34 protein-coding genes and 1 tRNA gene are annotated in these 18,571 nt (G+C 39.9%); 17 read left to right on the plus strand and 18 right to left on the minus strand.

The annotated features are described in order from the left end of the window. Positions 1–23: 23 nt before the first annotated feature. The 18 genes from FTU34_RS10090 to FTU34_RS10170 all read right to left on the minus strand — a co-directional run bounded on the left by FTU34_RS10090 (position 24) and on the right by FTU34_RS10170 (position 8,209). On the minus strand, positions 24–533 hold the full coding sequence (locus tag FTU34_RS10090) for a hypothetical protein (protein ID WP_180035577.1): 510 nt from the start codon (positions 531–533) through the stop codon (positions 24–26). Positions 534–575: 42 nt separating this feature from the next. Beyond that, on the minus strand, positions 576–809 hold the full coding sequence (locus tag FTU34_RS10095) for a hypothetical protein (RefSeq protein WP_180035576.1): 234 nt from the start codon (positions 807–809) through the stop codon (positions 576–578). A gap of 65 nt (positions 810–874) precedes the next feature. Then, positions 875–1,150: a hypothetical protein gene (locus FTU34_RS17885; RefSeq protein ID WP_257226270.1), complete on the minus strand. Its 276-nt coding sequence runs from the start codon at positions 1,148–1,150 to the stop codon at positions 875–877. Continuing rightward, a complete protein-coding gene (locus FTU34_RS10100; protein ID WP_180035575.1) occupies positions 1,143–1,316 on the minus strand; it encodes a hypothetical protein in 174 nt (57 codons plus the stop codon). Before FTU34_RS10100 ends, FTU34_RS17885 begins: the two co-directional genes overlap by 8 nt. A gap of 385 nt (positions 1,317–1,701) precedes the next feature. Next, positions 1,702–1,777: transfer RNA gene (locus FTU34_RS10105), tRNA-Arg, on the minus strand. A gap of 362 nt (positions 1,778–2,139) precedes the next feature. After that, complete coding sequence (locus tag FTU34_RS10110; protein ID WP_180035574.1) at positions 2,140–2,313, minus strand: hypothetical protein; 174 nt, start codon at positions 2,311–2,313, stop codon at positions 2,140–2,142. 124 nt (positions 2,314–2,437) lie between these two features. Next, positions 2,438–3,133: a hypothetical protein gene (locus tag FTU34_RS10115; RefSeq protein WP_180035573.1), complete on the minus strand. Its 696-nt coding sequence runs from the start codon at positions 3,131–3,133 to the stop codon at positions 2,438–2,440. 41 nt (positions 3,134–3,174) lie between these two features. Continuing rightward, positions 3,175–3,726, minus strand: a complete 552-nt coding sequence (locus tag FTU34_RS10120) for a hypothetical protein (protein ID WP_180035572.1) — start codon at positions 3,724–3,726, stop codon at positions 3,175–3,177. A gap of 9 nt (positions 3,727–3,735) precedes the next feature. Then, positions 3,736–4,140, minus strand: a complete 405-nt coding sequence (locus tag FTU34_RS10125; RefSeq protein WP_180035571.1) for a DUF1064 domain-containing protein — start codon at positions 4,138–4,140, stop codon at positions 3,736–3,738. Continuing rightward, a complete protein-coding gene (locus FTU34_RS10130; protein ID WP_180035570.1) occupies positions 4,118–4,435 on the minus strand; it encodes a hypothetical protein in 318 nt (105 codons plus the stop codon). The genes FTU34_RS10125 and FTU34_RS10130 overlap by 23 nt, the downstream gene beginning before the upstream one ends. Further along, complete coding sequence (locus FTU34_RS10135) at positions 4,428–4,826, minus strand: HNH endonuclease (protein WP_180035569.1); 399 nt, start codon at positions 4,824–4,826, stop codon at positions 4,428–4,430. The genes FTU34_RS10130 and FTU34_RS10135 overlap by 8 nt, the downstream gene beginning before the upstream one ends. Then, entirely contained in the window at positions 4,823–5,068 is a 246-nt protein-coding gene (locus FTU34_RS10140; RefSeq protein WP_180035568.1) for a hypothetical protein, read from the minus strand. Before FTU34_RS10140 ends, FTU34_RS10135 begins: the two co-directional genes overlap by 4 nt. Beyond that, positions 5,065–5,325 carry a hypothetical protein gene (locus FTU34_RS10145; protein ID WP_180035567.1) on the minus strand — a complete coding sequence of 87 codons (261 nt, stop codon included), beginning with the start codon at positions 5,323–5,325 and terminating at the stop codon, positions 5,065–5,067. Before FTU34_RS10145 ends, FTU34_RS10140 begins: the two co-directional genes overlap by 4 nt. Continuing rightward, a complete protein-coding gene (locus tag FTU34_RS10150; RefSeq protein ID WP_180035566.1) occupies positions 5,322–5,957 on the minus strand; it encodes a DNA cytosine methyltransferase in 636 nt (211 codons plus the stop codon). Before FTU34_RS10150 ends, FTU34_RS10145 begins: the two co-directional genes overlap by 4 nt. Beyond that, positions 5,954–6,697, minus strand: coding sequence for an ATP-binding protein (locus FTU34_RS10155; RefSeq protein WP_180035565.1), 744 nt, complete (start codon positions 6,695–6,697; stop codon positions 5,954–5,956). The genes FTU34_RS10150 and FTU34_RS10155 overlap by 4 nt, the downstream gene beginning before the upstream one ends. Continuing rightward, positions 6,694–7,587: a hypothetical protein gene (locus FTU34_RS10160; protein WP_180035564.1), complete on the minus strand. Its 894-nt coding sequence runs from the start codon at positions 7,585–7,587 to the stop codon at positions 6,694–6,696. The genes FTU34_RS10155 and FTU34_RS10160 overlap by 4 nt, the downstream gene beginning before the upstream one ends. Before the next feature lie 161 nt (positions 7,588–7,748). Next, positions 7,749–8,024 (minus strand): hypothetical protein, encoded by a 276-nt coding sequence (locus FTU34_RS10165; protein ID WP_078191951.1) that lies wholly within the window; start codon positions 8,022–8,024, stop codon positions 7,749–7,751. Next, a complete protein-coding gene (locus FTU34_RS10170; RefSeq protein WP_180004867.1) occupies positions 8,021–8,209 on the minus strand; it encodes a Cro/CI family transcriptional regulator in 189 nt (62 codons plus the stop codon). The genes FTU34_RS10165 and FTU34_RS10170 overlap by 4 nt, the downstream gene beginning before the upstream one ends. Before the next feature lie 77 nt (positions 8,210–8,286). On the opposite strand from FTU34_RS10170, the gene FTU34_RS10175 reads away from it, so the two are divergent. The 17 genes from FTU34_RS10175 to trpC all read left to right on the plus strand — a co-directional run bounded on the left by FTU34_RS10175 (position 8,287) and on the right by trpC (position 18,496). After that, positions 8,287–8,955, plus strand: coding sequence for a LexA family transcriptional regulator (locus tag FTU34_RS10175; RefSeq protein WP_180035563.1), 669 nt, complete (start codon positions 8,287–8,289; stop codon positions 8,953–8,955). Positions 8,956–9,193: 238 nt separating this feature from the next. After that, entirely contained in the window at positions 9,194–10,171 is a 978-nt protein-coding gene (locus FTU34_RS10180) for a hypothetical protein (RefSeq protein ID WP_180035562.1), read from the plus strand. Between the two features lie 14 nt (positions 10,172–10,185). Beyond that, on the plus strand, positions 10,186–10,767 hold the full coding sequence (locus FTU34_RS10185; protein ID WP_180035561.1) for a hypothetical protein: 582 nt from the start codon (positions 10,186–10,188) through the stop codon (positions 10,765–10,767). 213 nt (positions 10,768–10,980) lie between these two features. Then, positions 10,981–11,229: a hypothetical protein gene (locus tag FTU34_RS10190; protein WP_180035560.1), complete on the plus strand. Its 249-nt coding sequence runs from the start codon at positions 10,981–10,983 to the stop codon at positions 11,227–11,229. After that, on the plus strand, positions 11,229–11,780 hold the full coding sequence (locus tag FTU34_RS10195; protein ID WP_180035559.1) for an Nmad5 family putative nucleotide modification protein: 552 nt from the start codon (positions 11,229–11,231) through the stop codon (positions 11,778–11,780). The genes FTU34_RS10190 and FTU34_RS10195 overlap by 1 nt, the downstream gene beginning before the upstream one ends. Next, the gene (locus FTU34_RS10200) at positions 11,777–12,211 is read left to right on the plus strand and encodes a hypothetical protein (protein WP_180035558.1); all 435 of its coding nucleotides are present in this window, start codon (positions 11,777–11,779) and stop codon (positions 12,209–12,211) included. The genes FTU34_RS10195 and FTU34_RS10200 overlap by 4 nt, the downstream gene beginning before the upstream one ends. Further along, the gene (locus FTU34_RS10205; protein ID WP_180035557.1) at positions 12,208–13,143 is read left to right on the plus strand and encodes a hypothetical protein; all 936 of its coding nucleotides are present in this window, start codon (positions 12,208–12,210) and stop codon (positions 13,141–13,143) included. Before FTU34_RS10200 ends, FTU34_RS10205 begins: the two co-directional genes overlap by 4 nt. Then, positions 13,143–13,346 (plus strand): hypothetical protein, encoded by a 204-nt coding sequence (locus tag FTU34_RS10210; RefSeq protein ID WP_180035556.1) that lies wholly within the window; start codon positions 13,143–13,145, stop codon positions 13,344–13,346. Before FTU34_RS10205 ends, FTU34_RS10210 begins: the two co-directional genes overlap by 1 nt. Next, positions 13,343–14,128 (plus strand): hypothetical protein, encoded by a 786-nt coding sequence (locus FTU34_RS10215; protein ID WP_218950064.1) that lies wholly within the window; start codon positions 13,343–13,345, stop codon positions 14,126–14,128. Before FTU34_RS10210 ends, FTU34_RS10215 begins: the two co-directional genes overlap by 4 nt. Continuing rightward, complete coding sequence (locus FTU34_RS10220; protein ID WP_180035555.1) at positions 14,125–14,439, plus strand: hypothetical protein; 315 nt, start codon at positions 14,125–14,127, stop codon at positions 14,437–14,439. The genes FTU34_RS10215 and FTU34_RS10220 overlap by 4 nt, the downstream gene beginning before the upstream one ends. Beyond that, entirely contained in the window at positions 14,439–14,882 is a 444-nt protein-coding gene (locus tag FTU34_RS10225; protein ID WP_180035554.1) for a hypothetical protein, read from the plus strand. The genes FTU34_RS10220 and FTU34_RS10225 overlap by 1 nt, the downstream gene beginning before the upstream one ends. After that, positions 14,882–15,328 (plus strand): hypothetical protein, encoded by a 447-nt coding sequence (locus FTU34_RS10230; RefSeq protein WP_180035553.1) that lies wholly within the window; start codon positions 14,882–14,884, stop codon positions 15,326–15,328. The genes FTU34_RS10225 and FTU34_RS10230 overlap by 1 nt, the downstream gene beginning before the upstream one ends. Next, the gene (locus tag FTU34_RS10235) at positions 15,321–15,635 is read left to right on the plus strand and encodes a hypothetical protein (protein WP_180035552.1); all 315 of its coding nucleotides are present in this window, start codon (positions 15,321–15,323) and stop codon (positions 15,633–15,635) included. The genes FTU34_RS10230 and FTU34_RS10235 overlap by 8 nt, the downstream gene beginning before the upstream one ends. Beyond that, positions 15,635–15,904 carry a hypothetical protein gene (locus FTU34_RS10240; RefSeq protein WP_078191966.1) on the plus strand — a complete coding sequence of 90 codons (270 nt, stop codon included), beginning with the start codon at positions 15,635–15,637 and terminating at the stop codon, positions 15,902–15,904. Before FTU34_RS10235 ends, FTU34_RS10240 begins: the two co-directional genes overlap by 1 nt. Positions 15,905–16,023: 119 nt before the next feature. Then, complete coding sequence (locus FTU34_RS10245) at positions 16,024–16,608, plus strand: aminodeoxychorismate/anthranilate synthase component II (protein WP_218945341.1); 585 nt, start codon at positions 16,024–16,026, stop codon at positions 16,606–16,608. Positions 16,609–16,626: 18 nt separating this feature from the next. Next, positions 16,627–17,673, plus strand: coding sequence for an anthranilate phosphoribosyltransferase (trpD, locus tag FTU34_RS10250; RefSeq protein ID WP_168379163.1), 1,047 nt, complete (start codon positions 16,627–16,629; stop codon positions 17,671–17,673). A 16-nt stretch (positions 17,674–17,689) separates the two neighbouring features. Beyond that, on the plus strand, positions 17,690–18,496 hold the full coding sequence (trpC, locus tag FTU34_RS10255; RefSeq protein ID WP_180035551.1) for an indole-3-glycerol phosphate synthase TrpC: 807 nt from the start codon (positions 17,690–17,692) through the stop codon (positions 18,494–18,496). Positions 18,497–18,571 lie beyond the last annotated feature (75 nt).

An 18,571-nucleotide genomic window follows, 5' to 3' on the forward strand; every position in this document is an offset into this window, starting at 1 on the left:
TTTAGTTATATAGGGATATGTGCTTAATTTTCAATAGCAAACATCAAGTCATCAGGCGTATTCAACCAACACCCATGTTTATTACAAAACGCATGAATGTCATTTAAATACTCAGTGAATTGATCTACCGTTGCATCCATCGTACTAATTAATTCATTCAACCCATCCGCCACCTGCTGATACATCGGATGACTTTGCTCTTTTAAAACTTTGACTGCTTCAAACGTCTTTCGATATTGACCAACATCATCACGCGCATAAATCCGAGCAAGCATGCGCTTCTTAAAATACAAGTGCTCGTATTCTTTATCTGTGCCTTGACGCTTGGCCCACTGACTCATCCACATCCAATACAAGCGATTCTGAGCCCTACTTCGATCTTCTTGCTTCTGATCAATCCGAACGACTAAAGGCTTACCATCACTTAACGCATTCGCATGATGCTTGTGCATGTAGGCGATTGCCTTACCCACTTCCTCAAATGACTTAATGACGAATGTTGCGGGTTCGAGTTTTGGAGTAGGATTTTTCATTTCTTACTCCAAAAAAAACCACCCGAAGGTGGCATATTAATACTATCGAGAACAGTAACGCTCCCAGTCTGATCTCATTAACAATTTTTCATCTTCAGTTAATGAAGTTAGACTAAAAATTGAAAAGATCGCATCATCATATTCAATTCTATCTACGCGATGATATGTTCCCATTGAGGATTCATAATTTTTGACATGCCCAGGTACCAAGGCAGGATCAAAACGGTATTCGCCTAATTCATCCTTTAGGGTTTCAAATGATTGTTCTGATTTCATAGTTCATCCATAAAATATTTAGATAACCACTTTACTGTAAAATTTAGAACAATACCTAATTGGGTTTAAAAAACCTCTCTGTCTTCCATATTCATCACCAACTCTGTCTTAATCAACCACTGCTCAAACAGCCTTTCGCTTTCTTCGCGATTGCCTAACTTGAACTGATCAAATTGACTGTGGCAAGAGTGGCAGAGTGGTACCGTGAACTCATCACTGGCTTTGATTGATCTACCCTTACCATGCTTTGCTGAATTACTGTGGGCCGCTTGTGAGTCTGGATTACCGCACCGAATGCATGGCAGCTTTCTAATTTCAGCGAGTCGTTTTGGGCTACGCATATAAAGCTTCACGCAAATTCTTAATCCGCTCTTTCAGCTTAATCATGATTCCATCAATTGCCAGCATCTCATTTCGCGTCAAACCAGTGCGACTCAGATTCTGATATTTCGACAGCTCAGCACTGCAAAATTCTAAGTCGTGTTTTGCATGTACTTTGTCTGTCATAGGTACCACCAATAAGAAAAGAAAAACCCCTCAACATCTAGAATGCGAGGGGCTTTGCGTGCCGTAATACGTTCGGCAATTTTCAATCAAAAAAAATGCCCACATCATTGGGGTCGACGTGGGCGAAACTTAAAATCCAAAATGTGGAGGTTTTCAATAATCGGTAAAATAGTATGTATTTTATTTGAGATCTAACTCATTTTAAAAATAAACTATTAATTACTAAGTGATTTTAACGATTAAGTTGAATTAAGTCACTTTAATTCCTTCAAACAACTACGACAAACTTTTATCTCATCACCATCGATCGTGTGATCAATTTCAATCGCACCATGAAAACCGAATAAGCATTTTAAAAATTGGAGCATGTGAATCTCCTGAATATTGGCGCGCCCAGTAGGATTCGAACCCACATAAGTCGGAATAGAAGTCCGATTCATAATCCTTTCTGCCATGAGCGCATTGGGTGGCGGTAATCAATTTAAAAACCACTAGAAATTAATAGGAACCGCCATAGGTGCCCCGATATTGCTTACACAAAAAACATTTCTCAGGGCATTAAAAAGGGCGTGGCAAATTACCACACCCTTGCCTTAGATTACGATATTGATCAGCTCGGCAACTGATCTACCGCTACTCACAATCACACACACCTAACATGCACGGCCTGCTTTACTTGCTTTCAATCCTCTTTAGGTCGGGTTGCCACACCCTAGCTCAAGCCCCATTTTGGGAAGTTTCTCGAAGGCATGTTCTATGAATTGGCTTTTCACAGGCAACAAAAAAAGCCCACCGTTTGGCGAGCTTTTAATATCAAACTAAATCAGAGTTGTTGGATTTCAGTCTTTAAAAACCTATACCCTTTTTCAACAAATATATTGGCTATTTCAGAACCAATATTTTTCTCTTGATTTAATTCGGTTTGGATAGCCTCATAAACACTATCAACACCAAGGTTGAGACCGTATTTGATGATACTTTCAATAAATTTTTCCATTAAAATTCCTTTTTAAATGGTACTTAAAATTACTGCACATCCTGTGCAAAACACACTTGGTCTCGGATAACCGTAATACGACCAGTATAGTGAAACTATAGCTTAGATTCCGTTAAAATGGAAACTATTTATTATTTAACTCCATCCATTTCTCCATAGCTTCTAGAATTTCAGTTAAGTTAAGCCATAAAGTACCTTTAGAATAATCAAATCCCGCCTTTATCCCGTCTTTAGATCTATCTTCAACCCACTGTTCATATAGGCGACCAATAACAGTAATATTTCTTGTTAAAGAATCCCATAGTGCACCATGTTCAGGAGATATTTCATTGGCAGCAATACTTAAAAATTTGAATAAATCATAACTTTCACTACATATTTCAAAAAAGCATTTTTCCCCCATGCTTCCATAAATTTTCTTACTATCTAGAAGTTCTTTTATATGCTCAATTGTTGATAGATCATTAATATTCAATTCTCGGCAATTAATATAATGCTTATCGTGATGAAAAGGGTTGCCATTGAAGGATTCTAATATTAAATAAAGAGCCCTATTTAGTCTCCCAATCTTTTGATTAATTAATTTTTTACTCGGCAAGTAGTTGTTAAATGTCCAAAAAATCGTGCTAACCAGGATTCCTATACTTAAATCCTTCAAAAGGCTATTTCCTATTTCTAATTTTAGAAACAAGCTTTCAATACATGATCCATTTAGAAAATCAATTAGAGGATCATCACTTGTCTTAACATATAAAAATAAAGCAAATGTACAAAGAATAATTACTAGAATTAATTGCCGATCAATAATGTCTTTTCTCATATAAATTATCGATTTAAATAAAATCCAATCCTACAGGATTTCTAACTATTAATCGCATTGTAAGTATTTTTTTTATACACTTTAATTGCATTTGATGCTTCATCAATCGCAGACTCTAGAGCCAAACACATCAGGTTTTCGTATGGCTTCCACGTCTTACGATAAAGTTCGGCTTGCATCTGCATCGAATTAATACCCGCATAATACAATCGACCTTGCGCTGTAAAATTCCCCTCAAGCTCAGGATTTAATGCAAAGTCTATTACCATACGGGCAATCAAGTAAGCCAAATGATTCATGGTGATATGCTCAGGCTCCCGCTTCTTATCATCCTTAGCATTGACTAACATAATTTTAACCAAGTGATTACGCACATACTCATAATCACTTTCGCACTTCCCATCAAAGACAATAAGCGCTGTAACTGACTTTGCGAGCTGTGTCTCCATACTCGCAATCGCACCCAAACGATCTTCATAATTTAAAGGTTTCTCCCCAGTGCCATGTGCCTGTGGCTCAAAGTTTGGTGACTTCGCCGTAATACCTTTGGTCAACCACTCAAACGGTTCAAATTTTTCTGCTACTGCATTCATCCCAATCCCTCAAACTTCTTTAATATCGATATCGTGTACTGTTTTCATAAGGTGTTTCTTGTTGCGATAACTCGGTAAATTTCTCGTTCCCGGCGACTTCACATCTTCAACAATGAATTTCCCGTTTTCGATGTATGTAAAATCCGCGTAATACCTCAATTCGGGTTTTGCTCTTTTCTCGCCTTCCAATCTCACTTTGGGTGCCAAGACAAATTTGACCTGACACCGTAACTCTGAAATTTCACCCCTTTGCATTCGCGCTGTAAGCTCGATATAGCGCTTGTACTCTTTGACGCTATCGAACTTCATTCCATCCTTTTCAATGCGCTGTGAGTTAAATTTGCTGCGCCCTGACTTGGGTTTAGTCTTGGGCGCATATTGTTTATGGTATTCAGTGAGTGAGATGCTGGTCACTGTCACCTCGCTTGTTATGCAAACAGGTCATGCGATCCATACACTCCTGAACAGCCTTTTTTCTTTTTTCCTCAGCATCGCGCTCCCACTTCAAACGCAACCATGTAGCCAGTGGCAAAATGCAGATCAAAGCAAGACCGAATAACCAAACAACAAACACAAAAACCACAAAACCAATTTTCTTGAATGCACTTAAAAGTTCATCCCATGCATCCCAAAGATCATAAAAACAATCTTTAAAAATCTTCTTAGTTCCATTTTTAAAGCCAACCAATGTTTGAAAGTGCTTATTCATGCTCACCTCGCCAAGTCTCAAAAAAGAACACCACTGGATCAGATTTAATTTCAATCAATCCAAAACGATGCAGATGACGAGCATGAGTGCTGTCCCTTAGCAACTGAACATCACGATAGTGAGTTAAAAGACTGCGCCACGACTTCAAAGACATTGATGATTTATTGGAGTTGCAAGGCACACATGCTGGATTCATGTTTTCAATCGTGTCTAGGTGTGGTCGAGTCATTTCTCCTGAAATTAACTTCCCACCACCAACGTGGATAATGTCCCGCTTAACTGCCTCAATATGATCCGCATGCCACTTGTCACCCAACTCACAGCCACAATAAGCACAATGACCACCAAATTTCATCTTGAGTTCTGCACGTTGTTTTTTGTTTAAAGTCATCCCTCAATCACCCTCGTCGTCGGCGCAATATGATTGCGAATGTCTGATACATGGTCCGTGCGGTCGTGGTCAGCGATGGCAGTACTAAGATCATCGTACGTAAACCCCTCACTTGATCTGTGCCACATCCCATTTATGACTGTGAACTTCATATCATTAGGACAGCCAAGATTTTTAAGCATCCCTAGTAAATTGCGTGCCTGCTCTAATCCATGGTCTTCAATAAATTGCTGTGCTTTCATCCCTTCACCCCAAATAGTTGTTTGCATTGCTCTGTGGCTTGATACGCATAGATCGTTGTTTTAACCAAGTAGCCGCATTCAACCAGATCATTTAGACAAGCCCTTGCTGTCATTCTTGATGTCTCCAATGCGGCCTCAAGCACATCAGTCACGGTAATTTCACATCCTGCATGCGCCGCAAGAATCAAAATATCTAGACGCTTTTCAAATGCGCTGCGTGCACGGTCTCTGCTAGGTGATGCTGTTTTGAATGTCATGCCACACCTCCAAATAGGTCGCCCTGGTCACCTTGACGCATATCCCCACCCCACTGCATCGCCATGGCATCCGCAATCCCCTGAAATGTTTTACTTCTTATATTTGATCTCTCAGAGCTTCCTCTTGCATCTGCATACCATTTAGCCATGCGTTTACCGCTTGCAAACTCAACCATCTCCCCTTTATCAACAATATTTGTTGGTTTAAGCGATGGCAGCCCCTTCAACCAAAGGCATGTTGTTTTTTGAGCCTCATCCCCAAACTGCCAAGGCTGAATGATTTGGTCGGGTTTACGCCACACGCTCGACATAATGCAGACAGGGTTTTCAATAGCAATCCGCGGAATATTGCTTTTTGCCAACATCATAAAAAAACTAACTGCTGCATGTTGGCGTCCATCTAAAACTTTATCCTTGAACCAGGCAGCACCGCTCACAGCAATATGTGTGCATGGAGGGTGTGCAATCATCATGTCAAACGGATAATCAAGAAGGTCGCGCACATCACCCTGGTAGTGTGGGCCAAAGTTCGAATCGCTTGGCTGAATGTCGCAAGAAATAGCATCGTGACCAAGTTTGATAAATGCATCTCGCACCGCACCTGATTTTTCACAAGCAATCAAAATCTTCACACCCCACCTCCTACACGCTGATCCGCCCAATTACATTCCACAATCACCAGGCCATCATGCTGAAACCGCGACCAAAGACGATCACCCAAATCTTTTTGCAGTTCAGCCATAGTCATGTTTGAGATCAACATGGTTGGCTTTGCTGCGTCATAACGCGCATATAAAACTTTGTGTACAAGCTGCAACCGATTTTCGTGACGGTCATGCAAGCCGTACTCATCAAGAATTAACAGGTCATATTCGGTGAATCGGTGAATTGCGTTTGATTCTGTGTCATCAGGCTTTTTCCACGCATTTGCAATCTCATTACCCATATCTTCCGAAGTGATGTAACGAGCATATTTGCGTGATTTCAAGATGTTCCGAGCTACAGCGCATGCCAGATGTGTTTTGCCTGTGCCTGTACGACCCACCATAATCAAATTGCGGTTAACGCCTTGCTTGAAATCTTTTGTGAATGCAGTGCAGTGTTGCTTGGCGTTCTGCTGACCAATGTTTTTTACGATGTAATCTTTGAAGCCGCTATTCGCATGACGAGCTGGTAGCTTAGCCCCCTCAAAATGCTTTTCACGAACCATGCGATTTACTTCGACCTCGTGATCCTTGTGAGCTTTGCTTAAAATCTCTGAAGCACATTGCTTGCAAATTGCAGATTGCCCTACTCGAACTTTTTGAACCTTGTGAGCTTCACAGAACTCAGCACTCATTTGGATTTTTGTATTCAGGATTGATGCGTTCATACCAAATCCTCCAATTCAATGTTGTCACTGGCAGGTGCATACTGCTGAACTTCACCCCATGCATCGTTTACGTTGCGAGAGTTTTGTTTTTCGGGAATACGGCCTGTAGATTTTTTAGCTTCACGCTCAGTCTTAGCCAGTTGTTTTTCAAACTCCTGAAAAATCCACTGTGCAAACTTTCGAAGTTTTTGGTTATCAGTGAGCTGGTGATTGTTTTCATGGTGAGTATTAAAATTCCCAAGATGGAATTGAAAATCTTCCATGCTTAGGATTTCAGAAACTCGTTGAGAATATTTTGTGGTTCTTAAGGCAATCGCCAGTTGTTCAAGATCTGGTTTCCAATGATCGCTTTCTGAAAAATCTGCTTGCGCGTTTGTGTGTGTATTCTCTTGTTCCTGCTCCTGTTCCTGCTCTTGGCTTGCAAGGGGCTTCGAAGGGGCTTCGTTTTTAACTACTTTTTTAACTGTATTTTGACGTTTTTCAGTCATACAAAATGCTTGACTGTATTTATCGTAAAAGCTTGCTAGATAAGGGTTTGAAGGTAATGAGTTGTATTCGTTTTGAACACCAATACTGCGCTTATCAGTACTCTTTAATTTGTCAGCAATTTGGAAGCGAGCCATTTCATGAACCCACACCATTTCAGAAGCGTGATCATAACTGCAAAAACCTGCTTCGCAAGCCCATTGAAGCCCCTTCGAAGCCCCTTCCATGCCTAAGCCTGTTTCATGAGCCACATATAAAAGTGGCATGTAGTAAAGCCCCAACATATTGGCGTGAGGGCTAGTCATTAAATACATAGATACCACTAAAGACTCAGGACATTGTCTCAACTGTTTACCAGTCGATCCTGTCCAAAAGTGTGGTGATACTTTTCCATATTCGCGCATAGCTTCTAAGCTCCTTCAAAGGGGCTTGTAAGGGTTAAACCACTGATGAAATGAATATTTTTAGGGCTTAGACATTTGCCCCATTGGGGCTGTTGTGCTAAATTAGTTTTCATATTCAATGACTCCTGTTATTTGAATTACTAAAAGCCTGATCTTGACCATCAGGCTTTTTCTTTGCCTAAATCCCTGCAAATCCCTTCCGATCCCTCATGAAATTGAACCTCGGTACTTAAATCCCGCAACAAAGCTGATACTCCCAAGCGCTCGAATGATTTTGCTTGTAAATTAAGTACATGCCACTCACCTGCTATTTCTTTTTCAAGTAAATAAGCAAGGTACTGTGCAAGATCTTTTCCTTTGATATTTGAGAGAACCTTTGCGCGTTCATGGTTCTCAGGAGATAAACGAACATGTGTAGATTTTTTATCAAGACTCATAAGCACACCTCTGTTTGGCGCTTAAGTGGAACTTTCCCGCTTGCTAAGTCGCGAATCTGATATTCACGTGCAAGTGGTATTTTATTTTCTGGCCATTGGTAAACAGCTGGCGGCTTAATTCCAAGCATCTCAGCCAACTCAACACCATTAACGCCAAGTAGCTCAAAAGCTTCTTGTCTGGTCATTTCGCACACCTTAAAAATAAGATTTCTTAGTATTTAATCAAAGAAAACTTATAAAAGCAATATGTAAGATAACTTATATGGAAAATCAAACTATTGGTCAGCGTATACGTGCGCTTAGACGCTCAAAAAAATTAACTCAAGCACAATTAGCTAAGATTGCAGGTGTAAGTTCGCCTGCTGTCACGGAATGGGAAAAGGATAGTTATTTGCCTAAAGCAGCTTCACTTGATGCAATAGCAAATGAATTAGGTGTTTCTACTGAGTACATTCTTACTGGTAAAGGCGAGCCTAGTAGCACTTTTGGAAATGTAACACCTGTAGTGTCAAAGATGGCCCCAGTACTTTCATGGGTTCAAGCTGGCGTATTCACCAGTGTTCAAGCTGTGGATATGTCGCAAGTAGAGGAATGGCTTCCACTTCCTGAAGAATGTACAAATTGTTTTTACTTAAAGGTTCAAGGTATTAGTAATAATCCTGATTTCCTTGAAGGTGACTATATTCTTGTTGATCCTGATGTTTATTACAGTGATATGCAGTCTGGTGACATGATTGTTGTAAGAAGACTTGAAGACGCTACATTTAAAAAATTGGTAATTGAGACTGATGGATCTCGCTACCTTCAGGCGCTAAATCCAAACTTCCAACCCAACATCATTCCTTTAGATGAGGATTGCCATTTTGTAGGTCAAGTTGTTGACTGTATTCGCTATACATATCGCGCTAAGCGCAGAACAAGAATGAATTAAGATAATTTACCCAAGCATGGGGGTGCTTGGGGTTTATTGAAACTGCGAACCCGACGCGACCCTTGGATCGGGTGATAGCAGACATCACTCCACTTTGTGGGGTTTTGGTTTATTTAAAGTTTAATTTCAAGAATCAAATACTGATTTTAATTTTGAGAAATTCTTTAAAAAACTTAATTTTATTTAGCTACACGTTAAAACTTTAACCTATAACTTTAACCTATAAGGGGGTTACATAATGTCGGATAAAATCATAGTGCAGTATTATGAGTTCTGCTTAAAAACAAGAGGTGAAAAATCAAAATTACCTCCAATAGATCATGTAAATATCTATGATACCTTCACTTTAATCAAAAAAAACTTAAATAATTTGACTCAGGAATATAGTTATAAAAATGGTACATATAGCACGACTATAGAATATTTAGAAATCACCTCAACTAAAATTGATATTGTATTTGGTTATTATGATGGTTTAGCTCCTGATCGTACGCTTCGAGATAAGGTAACTGGCGCTAATGCTGTTCAGAGAAGAGGTAAGAACCAAAGTGTTAAGCACCTATGTCATTGCGTAATTAAATTAGATCCAAACCACCCACTTTTAGCTGTAATGGGTGTGGAACATGTGGTCGGAATGCCAACATCAATTTTGGGGAAAACCTTAAATTGGTATTTGCGACAACTTAAAAAAGTATCTCCAAACTCAGAAGGTGTTTTCCAAGTAACTAATCCTGATAATGCAAACAATCCAGATGGCTCACCTGATATCTATAAATTCAATGTAATATCTAGCTTTTATCCAATTGCAGGTGAGTTATTAACTGAGGCAATCAAGTCTGGACGTCTCAATAAAATTAGATTGAAAGGCAAGGTTACATCAAATCTTAATGATCCAAATCAACGCTTAACGCGCTTAAGTGCTGCTTTGGATTTTGGTATCACCCCTTTAACAGCTAATGATACACCCCAAGGCTATATGCGCTCATTAATTGATACAGCCATGCGAAATAAACTAAATCTTGATGATATAACTACTTTTGCTATTATTGAAAATGAAGCAGGTGGAGAACAAACTATCCCATTGGATAATGCTAATAGCTTAAATTCGGCCTTTGTATTGAAGAAGGCTTTTGATCCAACTAACGGGCGAATTGCCCACTCAGATAATACTCAAATTAATCATGTCTTCCTGAGTGAGGTGTGGCGACTATTCTAAACAATAGGTGATTTATGTTCGGTTACGCATTGAAAGCTTTTGATTTTTTAAAAGTTCAATACCCAAATAGTGGGGATAACTTGCGCTCACTGCTATATATTTTACCTTGTACGCTAGCTATTGTTTTTTGCTCAATTTTTGCCTTAATTGACTTTAATAGTGCAGAAGGGGTTAATATTTTTGATCACGATGCCTTTGACAATATATCTACTTTTGTGCAGATATTACCAGGTTTCTATATTGGCTCATTAGCAGCGATTGCTTCGTATAATTACGCGCCTATGGACAATGTAATGTCTCTTCCTGCACCTTTTTTGCGCGAACCGGTTGCAGGAGGACTAAGAGAGTCGAAATTAAGTCGTCGTCGTTACTTAACTCTCTTATTTGGCTATCTATCAGCAATCAGCATTCTAAGCGCAGTTTTTATATTTATTGTCCGTTTGGTTTATTCTGTCGATATTTTTGCGGTTTCCGCGGTAATTTATAATAGTATTTACTATGTAGTGGCACTCATATTCTTTTTCGTTTTTTGGCAGATGATTATGGTGACTTTATTTGGTATTTATTATTTAGCCGATAGAATGCATCGCCCTTAATCTTCTCTTGGTATCTTCTACAACCCACCTCAGCGGTGGGTTTTCTTTTGTCTGTTACATCTCTAAAAATAAGTTTCAAAAGAATTAAAAATAAGATTTCTTATAAAAACTATTGACTATAAAACTAAGTTTTCTTATATTTATCTCACAGACAATAAAAAAGCACATCAATCCTCTTACCTACTGATGTGCTTTGCAAACTGCGAGGTCATTATGGAACAACAATTTTCACATAGCAATACACCAGAGTTTACTTCTAACAAAAGCCAAACATCTGCGCGTCTTTACCAACACCCTACAGCTGAAGAAATGAAGCCCGCTAAAGCTAAAAAACGCATTGGTGATTTCTTTGCTATCGCCCTGCTCATTTCAATCTTCTTTGGATTGGCACTAATGGCTTTTTATAAGCACGCTGAGCAAATGGATCGTCAGACTGTTTTGGCAATTAAGGGAGGTGTGTGATGAGTCGTTTAACAAAACAAATTCGTCAGTCAATGCTTAAAACTGTTTTAGATCATGCATTTTCTGAAAAACAGTCTAAAGCCGAAGCTGAACTTATTGCTGCTGGTGATGCTCTCTACATGGATCACCATGGTGAGCACCTCAAAACTATGAAGAAATTACCAGCTAGTTTCCTTTACAAGCAAAGTCGCATGGATACAAACATTGGTGGTCAGCGACACATTGTATCTCTTAGTGAATCAAAACCCATGTCATACGAAAGTAATTATTCACGAATTGCTTTTCTTGCTGACAACCCGGTTGCAATTGCTTGGCTGCAAGCTAATGACAAAGTGAATGACACAAAGAATCAGCGCAATGTTATGTCGCGTGAAATTAATGCTGTTCTTGAAAGTGTTCATACCTTTAAAAAGCTTTGGGAAGTTTGGCCTGAATCAAAATCATTGCTTGAAAAGTTTGAACAAAAACCAGCAATAGCAATTCTTCCTGCTGTTCAAGTTAATCGCTTGAATGCGGCCTTGGGGTTGCCTGCAGATGAGGTGCCATCATGAACATCAAAGCTAACACCTTAATCCTTGCTCCTGTCTTCCCTGATTTTGAAGTGGCTGAAGACATTGCTATTCAAGACGGTAAGGTTAAATTCACGCTCCAATATCGCTTCGACTTTATCAGTGATGCGTCTATCGAATGTAGCATGCCATTACTTGAGTGCACACAAGGTTTTGCAGTTGGTGATTCAGATCCACAGAACTGTCATGAAATTGATATCCCTGCTTTTAAAGCAATTGAAAACACACTGGTAACTGTAATGAAAACTGATGCTGTGGTAACTAAAGAAGGTAATGAATTTGTCTTACTTCCTGAGCAGTTACGTGCGTTGAATGTGTTGATTGTGGATTGGTGTGAAGAACAGTTTTTAAAAGAATCTGAACAGCAAGCTACTTATGTTGCTGAGGATATGGCAGAGGAGATTTACGGATGAATGCACCAGTACATGTAAATCAAAATCCGTTTGCGGTTTCTGCGCCACAAACTCAAGCAATGTCTACTGTTCAGGCTGATAGTCAGCGTGCAGTTGCTGAGGTTCAAGCTGCCCTTGTGATTGCAAAGCAGTTTCCACGTAATCCAATTGAAGCTTACGACCGCGTGATGAATGCTTGTCAGCGTCCAGGATTAGCCCAGTCCGCTGTGTATTCCTATGCACGCGGTGGTAGTTCAATCTCTGGCCCATCAATTCGCTTGGCTGAAATGCTTGCTCAGAACTGGGGGAATATTCAGTACGGAATTCGCGAGCTTTCATCTGAAAACGGTGAATCTACTGTTGAAGCCTTTGCTTGGGATGTTGAAACCAATACTCGTCAAACCAAGGTTTTTCAGGTTCCACATATTCGCTTCACACGCAGTGGATCTAAAAAACTGACCGATCCGCGCGATATTTATGAGCTGGTTGCAAACAATGGCGCACGTCGACTTCGTGCCTGCATCTTGGGCGTAATTCCAGGTGATGTTGTGGATGCTGCTGTGGATCAGTGTGAAAAAACCATCCATGCAAATGCAGATACATCACCAGAAGGCGTGCAGAAACTAGTTAAAGCTTTCGAGCAGTTTGGTGTTACTAAAGAAGATATTGAGGGCTTCATTCAGCGCCGACTTGAAGCCATTACCCCTGCAAACGTGGTGTCACTTCGCAAGATTTTTACCAGCCTTCGTGATGGTATGAGCTCAGCAAAAGATTGGTTTAAGAATGCTAAAGCTGTGGAGGTAGCAGCGGTTGAGGCACCTAAACCATCCCTGTCTGATGATGAATTTAATGCAGCACTTGAACAGTTGAATGCTGGCGCGATTGATAAGGCTTACATCCTTGATGGATACGGTTTGACAGATGCTCAGCGCATTGCAGTGGAGGCTCAGTGATGCAATTGAGAGTAGGTTGCACAGTGGAAACCATAAACATTCCCGAACCTGATGAGATTTGCTATGACGGCATGATCGGTAAGGTTATTGCTTACAACCCAAGTCAGTACAATGGCGAGTATCCATGGGTTGTTGAATTTGATGTAGGTACAGGATTTTTTCCAGCTTCTGAATTAAAAGTTTTATCGGAGGTGCAATCATGAAACTATTTCGCTGCTCATCTCTACATAAACTTATTGGTGATGCTCAAAGCATTGCCAGTGAGTTGCGAAATGATGAAATTAACACTCTCATTCGTAAGAAAAAGCGCACCGAAGAGGAAAATGCTTTAGTTCAAAAACTCAAAGATGCATCACTTTCTGATACTGCGAAAAATGCGATTCGCGATGTGGTGAAAGAGGATTTATATACATTCCGCTCATTCAAAGGGAATCAATTCACAGCTAAAGGCAACATGCTAGAAGACTTGGCGATTGAAATGTCTGGGAGGATGCGCTTCAAAAAGTTTAAAAAGCATGAAGGTCGTGTGAATACAGATTTGATCACTGGTGAGTGCGACATTCTTGAATTAAATACCCCGACCATTGGTGATACCAAGTGTACTTGGGATATTGGCACCCATCCTTTCTTTGCAGATGAGGCTATGGAGAAGGTTAAAAAAGCAGGTTATGACGTGCAGCTTCATGGTTATTTTATGGCTTATGAAGACTGGCATCTAAAAACTTTTGGCAAAGAAATTAAGTTCGAGAGTGGCTTTATTGATTTTTGGCTATTCCCTTGCCCTGTCGAGCTCACAAAAGATTGGGATGATCGGGAGCAATTGATTGATCTTGTTGAAAAGATTGATATTCGTGAGCGTCTTACAACTGTTGTGATTGAGCGCGATGAAACAATCATTCAAAAAATCAAAGACAAGATCCCGCACTGCCAAGCGTACTACGAAAAGTTATTTACTGAACGTAGCAAAGGGAGGATTGCAGCATGAAACTACCAAACAGCATTTCACCTGCTTTTATCGAATGGCTAGATCGTGGCGGTCACAAAATTGAACTCAAGAAAAACGCCATGATTGTGAAAACACAATTTAGCGATGGTGTGAAACGCAGCGTGATTCCTTTCGAGCGTCACGAAATTAAAGAGTTTTACGAATTGGATGAATACCTATCTCAGCGTTATGAGATTTTTCTAAAGCAGTATTTCAACAATGGGAAAAGCTTTGTTGATGACTTGAAATGGGCCATGGCTGGAAAGTATCGCAAGGCTGTGATGATGAATAATTTGGCGAAGGTGGCGTGATGGAATTAAAAACATCTCCATGCGGTAAAAAGTATTTTACTGACAATCGACCTGAAATTAATTGCTTTGAAGTTTATGGTGATGATTATAAAAAGTTTCTAACTGATTTTATCCCGTACCTTGAAGCGACAGATGAAGACTCTTGGATTGATATTATTTTTGCAAATACTGATACGTCAAAGCGCTGTGTAATTTGGCATTTTATTGGCTTTGTTGGGCAAGATAATCCTGATGCAAAAAGCTCAAGTAATTTAGATTGGTATGAAGCAAATGTTTGCTTTATTCAGCGTGCGGGTTGCGAAGTGAATGACGGCAACCATCCTGACTATCAGCAAGCAACTCCAAAGCAAAGATCGGTCGCGTACCTAAAAAACTTACTTGCGGGAAAAGAATTAACACCGATACAGATGTTAGATCAGTTTATGAATAAAAAGGTGGCGTGATGGATATTCAGAAAGAAAGAGAAGCGTTTGAAAGCCATTTAAAAAAAATGGGAAAAACCGACAATGAAACATTTTCCAAGAATGAAGATGATTCTTATCAAATGGATATTATCCATTTTGGCTGGAAGATATGGCAAGCAGCCAAAGCCCAAGCGGTGCTGGAAGTGGCACAACGTCAAGGTGGTTATTACATCCGCGACTTACGCAGTCAACCAGGTAACTGTATGAAGTTCTGGTATCAAGCAGGCTATGGCACGAAACATAAAAACTTTTTTTGGTGTGCGACGCTAGAAGAAGCAAAAGAATACAAGGGTGGCTGTGACTGGTTTGAAATTTGGCATGCACCTTATATTGATTCGCTTGTTGAATACACTGTTGATTTTCAATTAGCAGATCGAGGTGTTGGTTTAGTTGATTTAAAAGCACAGGAGCCAGCCAATGACTAAAATTCAATTAACAAAACCTCAATTCGCCCAGCTCCAAATTGACAACTTAACTTCTAAAGACATGCCCTACTTTGAAAATTGGGATGCACAAGAAATTGGACTGTTTAATGCGATTGTTAATGCAGTCGATTACGACAATGAGTTCACTTTCAATATGCGTGGGTGGTCAAGCCAGCGTGTTGTAAATGGCACAGGTGGCATGATCGAAGTAAATGAAATGAACGCGGATGAGCTTTACCACTTGTTTAGTTGTTATTTGAGTGGGTTGCCTAGAAATGTTGTGGAAAGTTTGAAGGAGGTGTCTTGATGAAATCTAATGCTGAACATGAATTGCTTCAAGCTATCTTTAATGAAATGCAAGAGCTAAAAAAAGCTATTCAAAAAAAGGATGAGCGTCGAGTAAATGTGAGAGAGTTTTCCCAACGATTAAATATCTCAATCCCCTCTCTTTATTCTCGTATTAATGATGGTGTGATCCAAAAACCAAATAAGGATGGAAAACTAAGTTACTGGCTGAATAGCTATGTAAATGAAGTTGTCACACAACCCTCAAACTCTGATAAAGTAGCCGCTTAAATTAGCGGCTTTTTTAATTGCGCTAAATTTAAGCAAAAATTCTAATGTGAGTAACATTGTGAGTAACAATTAGATAAATTAATTATTACCACAATAAAAATCAGAGGTTTACATCCAAAATGCTTCTAATGATCGACAATTATGACTCTTTTACCTACAACATCGTCCAATATTTTGGCGAGTTAAATCAGGAAGTAAAAGTTGTACGTAACGATGCCGTGACATTGGAAGATATCGAGCGATGGCAACCGAAGTATTTAGTCATTGGTCCTGGCCCTTGTTCGCCAAGTGAAGCAGGTATTTCAATTCCTGCGATTCAACACTTTGCGGGAAAAATTCCCTTACTGGGTGTGTGTTTAGGCCACCAAGCCATAGGACAAGCTTTTGGCGGCGATATTATTCGCGCTAAAAAAGTGATGCACGGACGTTTATCTGACATGTATCACAGCGATCAAGGCATTTTCAGCAACCTCCCTTCTCCTTTTGCCGCTACTCGCTATCACTCTTTGGTGATTGATCAAGCGACTTTGCCAGAATGTTTAGAAGTGACCTGCTGGACCAATGAAGAAGATGGCACGATGGAAGAAATCATGGGAGTCAAACATAAGACATTGCCTGTCGAAGGCGTGCAGTTTCACCCTGAATCAATTCTTAGTGAACATGGCCATCAAATCTTTAAAAACTTCTTAGAAATTTACGCATAATCGAGTGCAAAAAATATTATGAATATTCAACAAGCTTTAAATAACATCACGAAAAATATTGAACTCACTCAACCTCAAATGGAAGAAGTGATGCGCACCATCATGCAAGGTGAAGCAACCGATGCTCAAATTGGCGCACTGATGATGGGCTTACGCCAAAAAGGTGAAAGTATTGATGAAATCACTGCCGCAGCACGTGTAATGCGTGAATTTGCGATCAAAATTGATGTCAGTGATCTGCCACATTTGGTAGATATCGTTGGCACGGGTGGTGATGGTCAAAACTTATTTAACGTCTCTACTGCGTCTAGTTTTGTTATTGCAGCAGCAGGTGCAACTATTGCTAAACATGGTGGTCGTGGTGTTTCATCAAAATCAGGCTCTTCTGATCTTTTAGAACAAGCAGGAATCAACCTTGACCTGAACATGCAGCAAACTGAACGCTGTATTCGTGAAATGGGCGTGGGTTTCCTCTTTGCACCTAATCATCATAAAGCCATGAAATATGCTGCTGGTCCACGTAAAGAATTGGGCTTCCGTAGTATTTTCAACCTACTTGGCCCGCTTACGAATCCGGCCGGCGTAAAACGTTTTGTGATTGGTGTTTTCTCTACAGAATTATGTCGTCCTATGGCTGAAGTTTTAAAACAACTCGGTGCAGAACATGTCTTGGTGGTGCATTCAAAAGACGGTTTAGATGAAATTAGCCTTGCATCAAGTACTTATGTTGCTGAACTCAAGGATGGCGAAGTCACTGAATGGGAAATTCAGCCGGAAGCTGTAGATATCGAGTCGCAAACCTTAACGGGTCTATCTGTAGATAGTGCTGCTGAAAGTCTAAAATTGATCAAAGATGCTTTAGGTAAAAATAAATCTGCACTCGGTGATAAAGCCGCGAATATGATTGCCCTAAATGCAGGCGCAGGCATTTATGTTTCAGGCTTAACCAAAAGCTATAAACAAGGTGTTGCATTAGCACATGACATTATCTATGGCGGTCAAGCCTTAGAAAAAATGGGCATTTTGTCTGAATTTACGAAAACTTTAAAAGAATACGAAGCTTAAGATTAGGACACAGATCATGGTAGATATCGCCAATACAATTTTGGGTAAAATTGTTGAACGTAAAAAAGAAGAATTTGCAGCCCGTCTTAAACAACATAGCTATAAAGATGTCGAAGAGCTAGCTCAAGCAGCTACACCCATTCGAGGTTTTGCACAAAACCTCGGCTCTAAACGTCCGGGGGTGATTGCTGAAATTAAAAAAGCATCACCATCGAAAGGCATCATTCGTGAAAACTTTAACCCTGCTGAAATTGCGCAGCAATATCAAGATGCTGGTGCGGCATGTTTGTCTGTTTTAACTGATGTCGACTTTTTCCAAGGTGCCGATGAAAACATTCAGATTGCACGTACGAACTGTGACTTACCTGCGCTACGTAAAGATTTTTTAATTGACCCTTATGGTGTGATTGAAGCACGTGCTTTACATGCGGACTGTATTTTATTAATCGTGGCTTGTTTGTCTGATCAACAACTCGAAGAAATGTCGAAAACTGCTTTTGAGCACAATCTCGACGTATTGGTTGAAGTACATGACGAAGAAGAACTTGAGCGTGCAATGCGTCTTTCTGACAACTGTCTACTAGGCGTCAATAACCGTAATTTAAAAACCTTTGATGTTGACCTCAATACATCATTACGTTTGAAGAAGTTACTTGAACCTTCTCGCCTACTTGTGACAGAAAGCGGTATTGCAACACCTGCTGATGTCGCGATGATGCAAGAACATGATATTCATGCATTCTTGGTCGGTGAAAGTTTTATGAAGCAGCCACGCCCTGATCAGGCGTTTAAGGAGCTGTTTGGTGTGCCTGATAAAATATAAATGAAATATGTAGGGTGAGTTCGCTCACCCTTTTTCTACTTTGCATCCATATTAAAAAAATTACACATCCTTTTT

This window comes from Acinetobacter sp. YH12094, from assembly GCF_013419295.1.
GTDB classification, from domain to species: Bacteria; Pseudomonadota; Gammaproteobacteria; order Pseudomonadales; family Moraxellaceae; genus Acinetobacter; species Acinetobacter amyesii.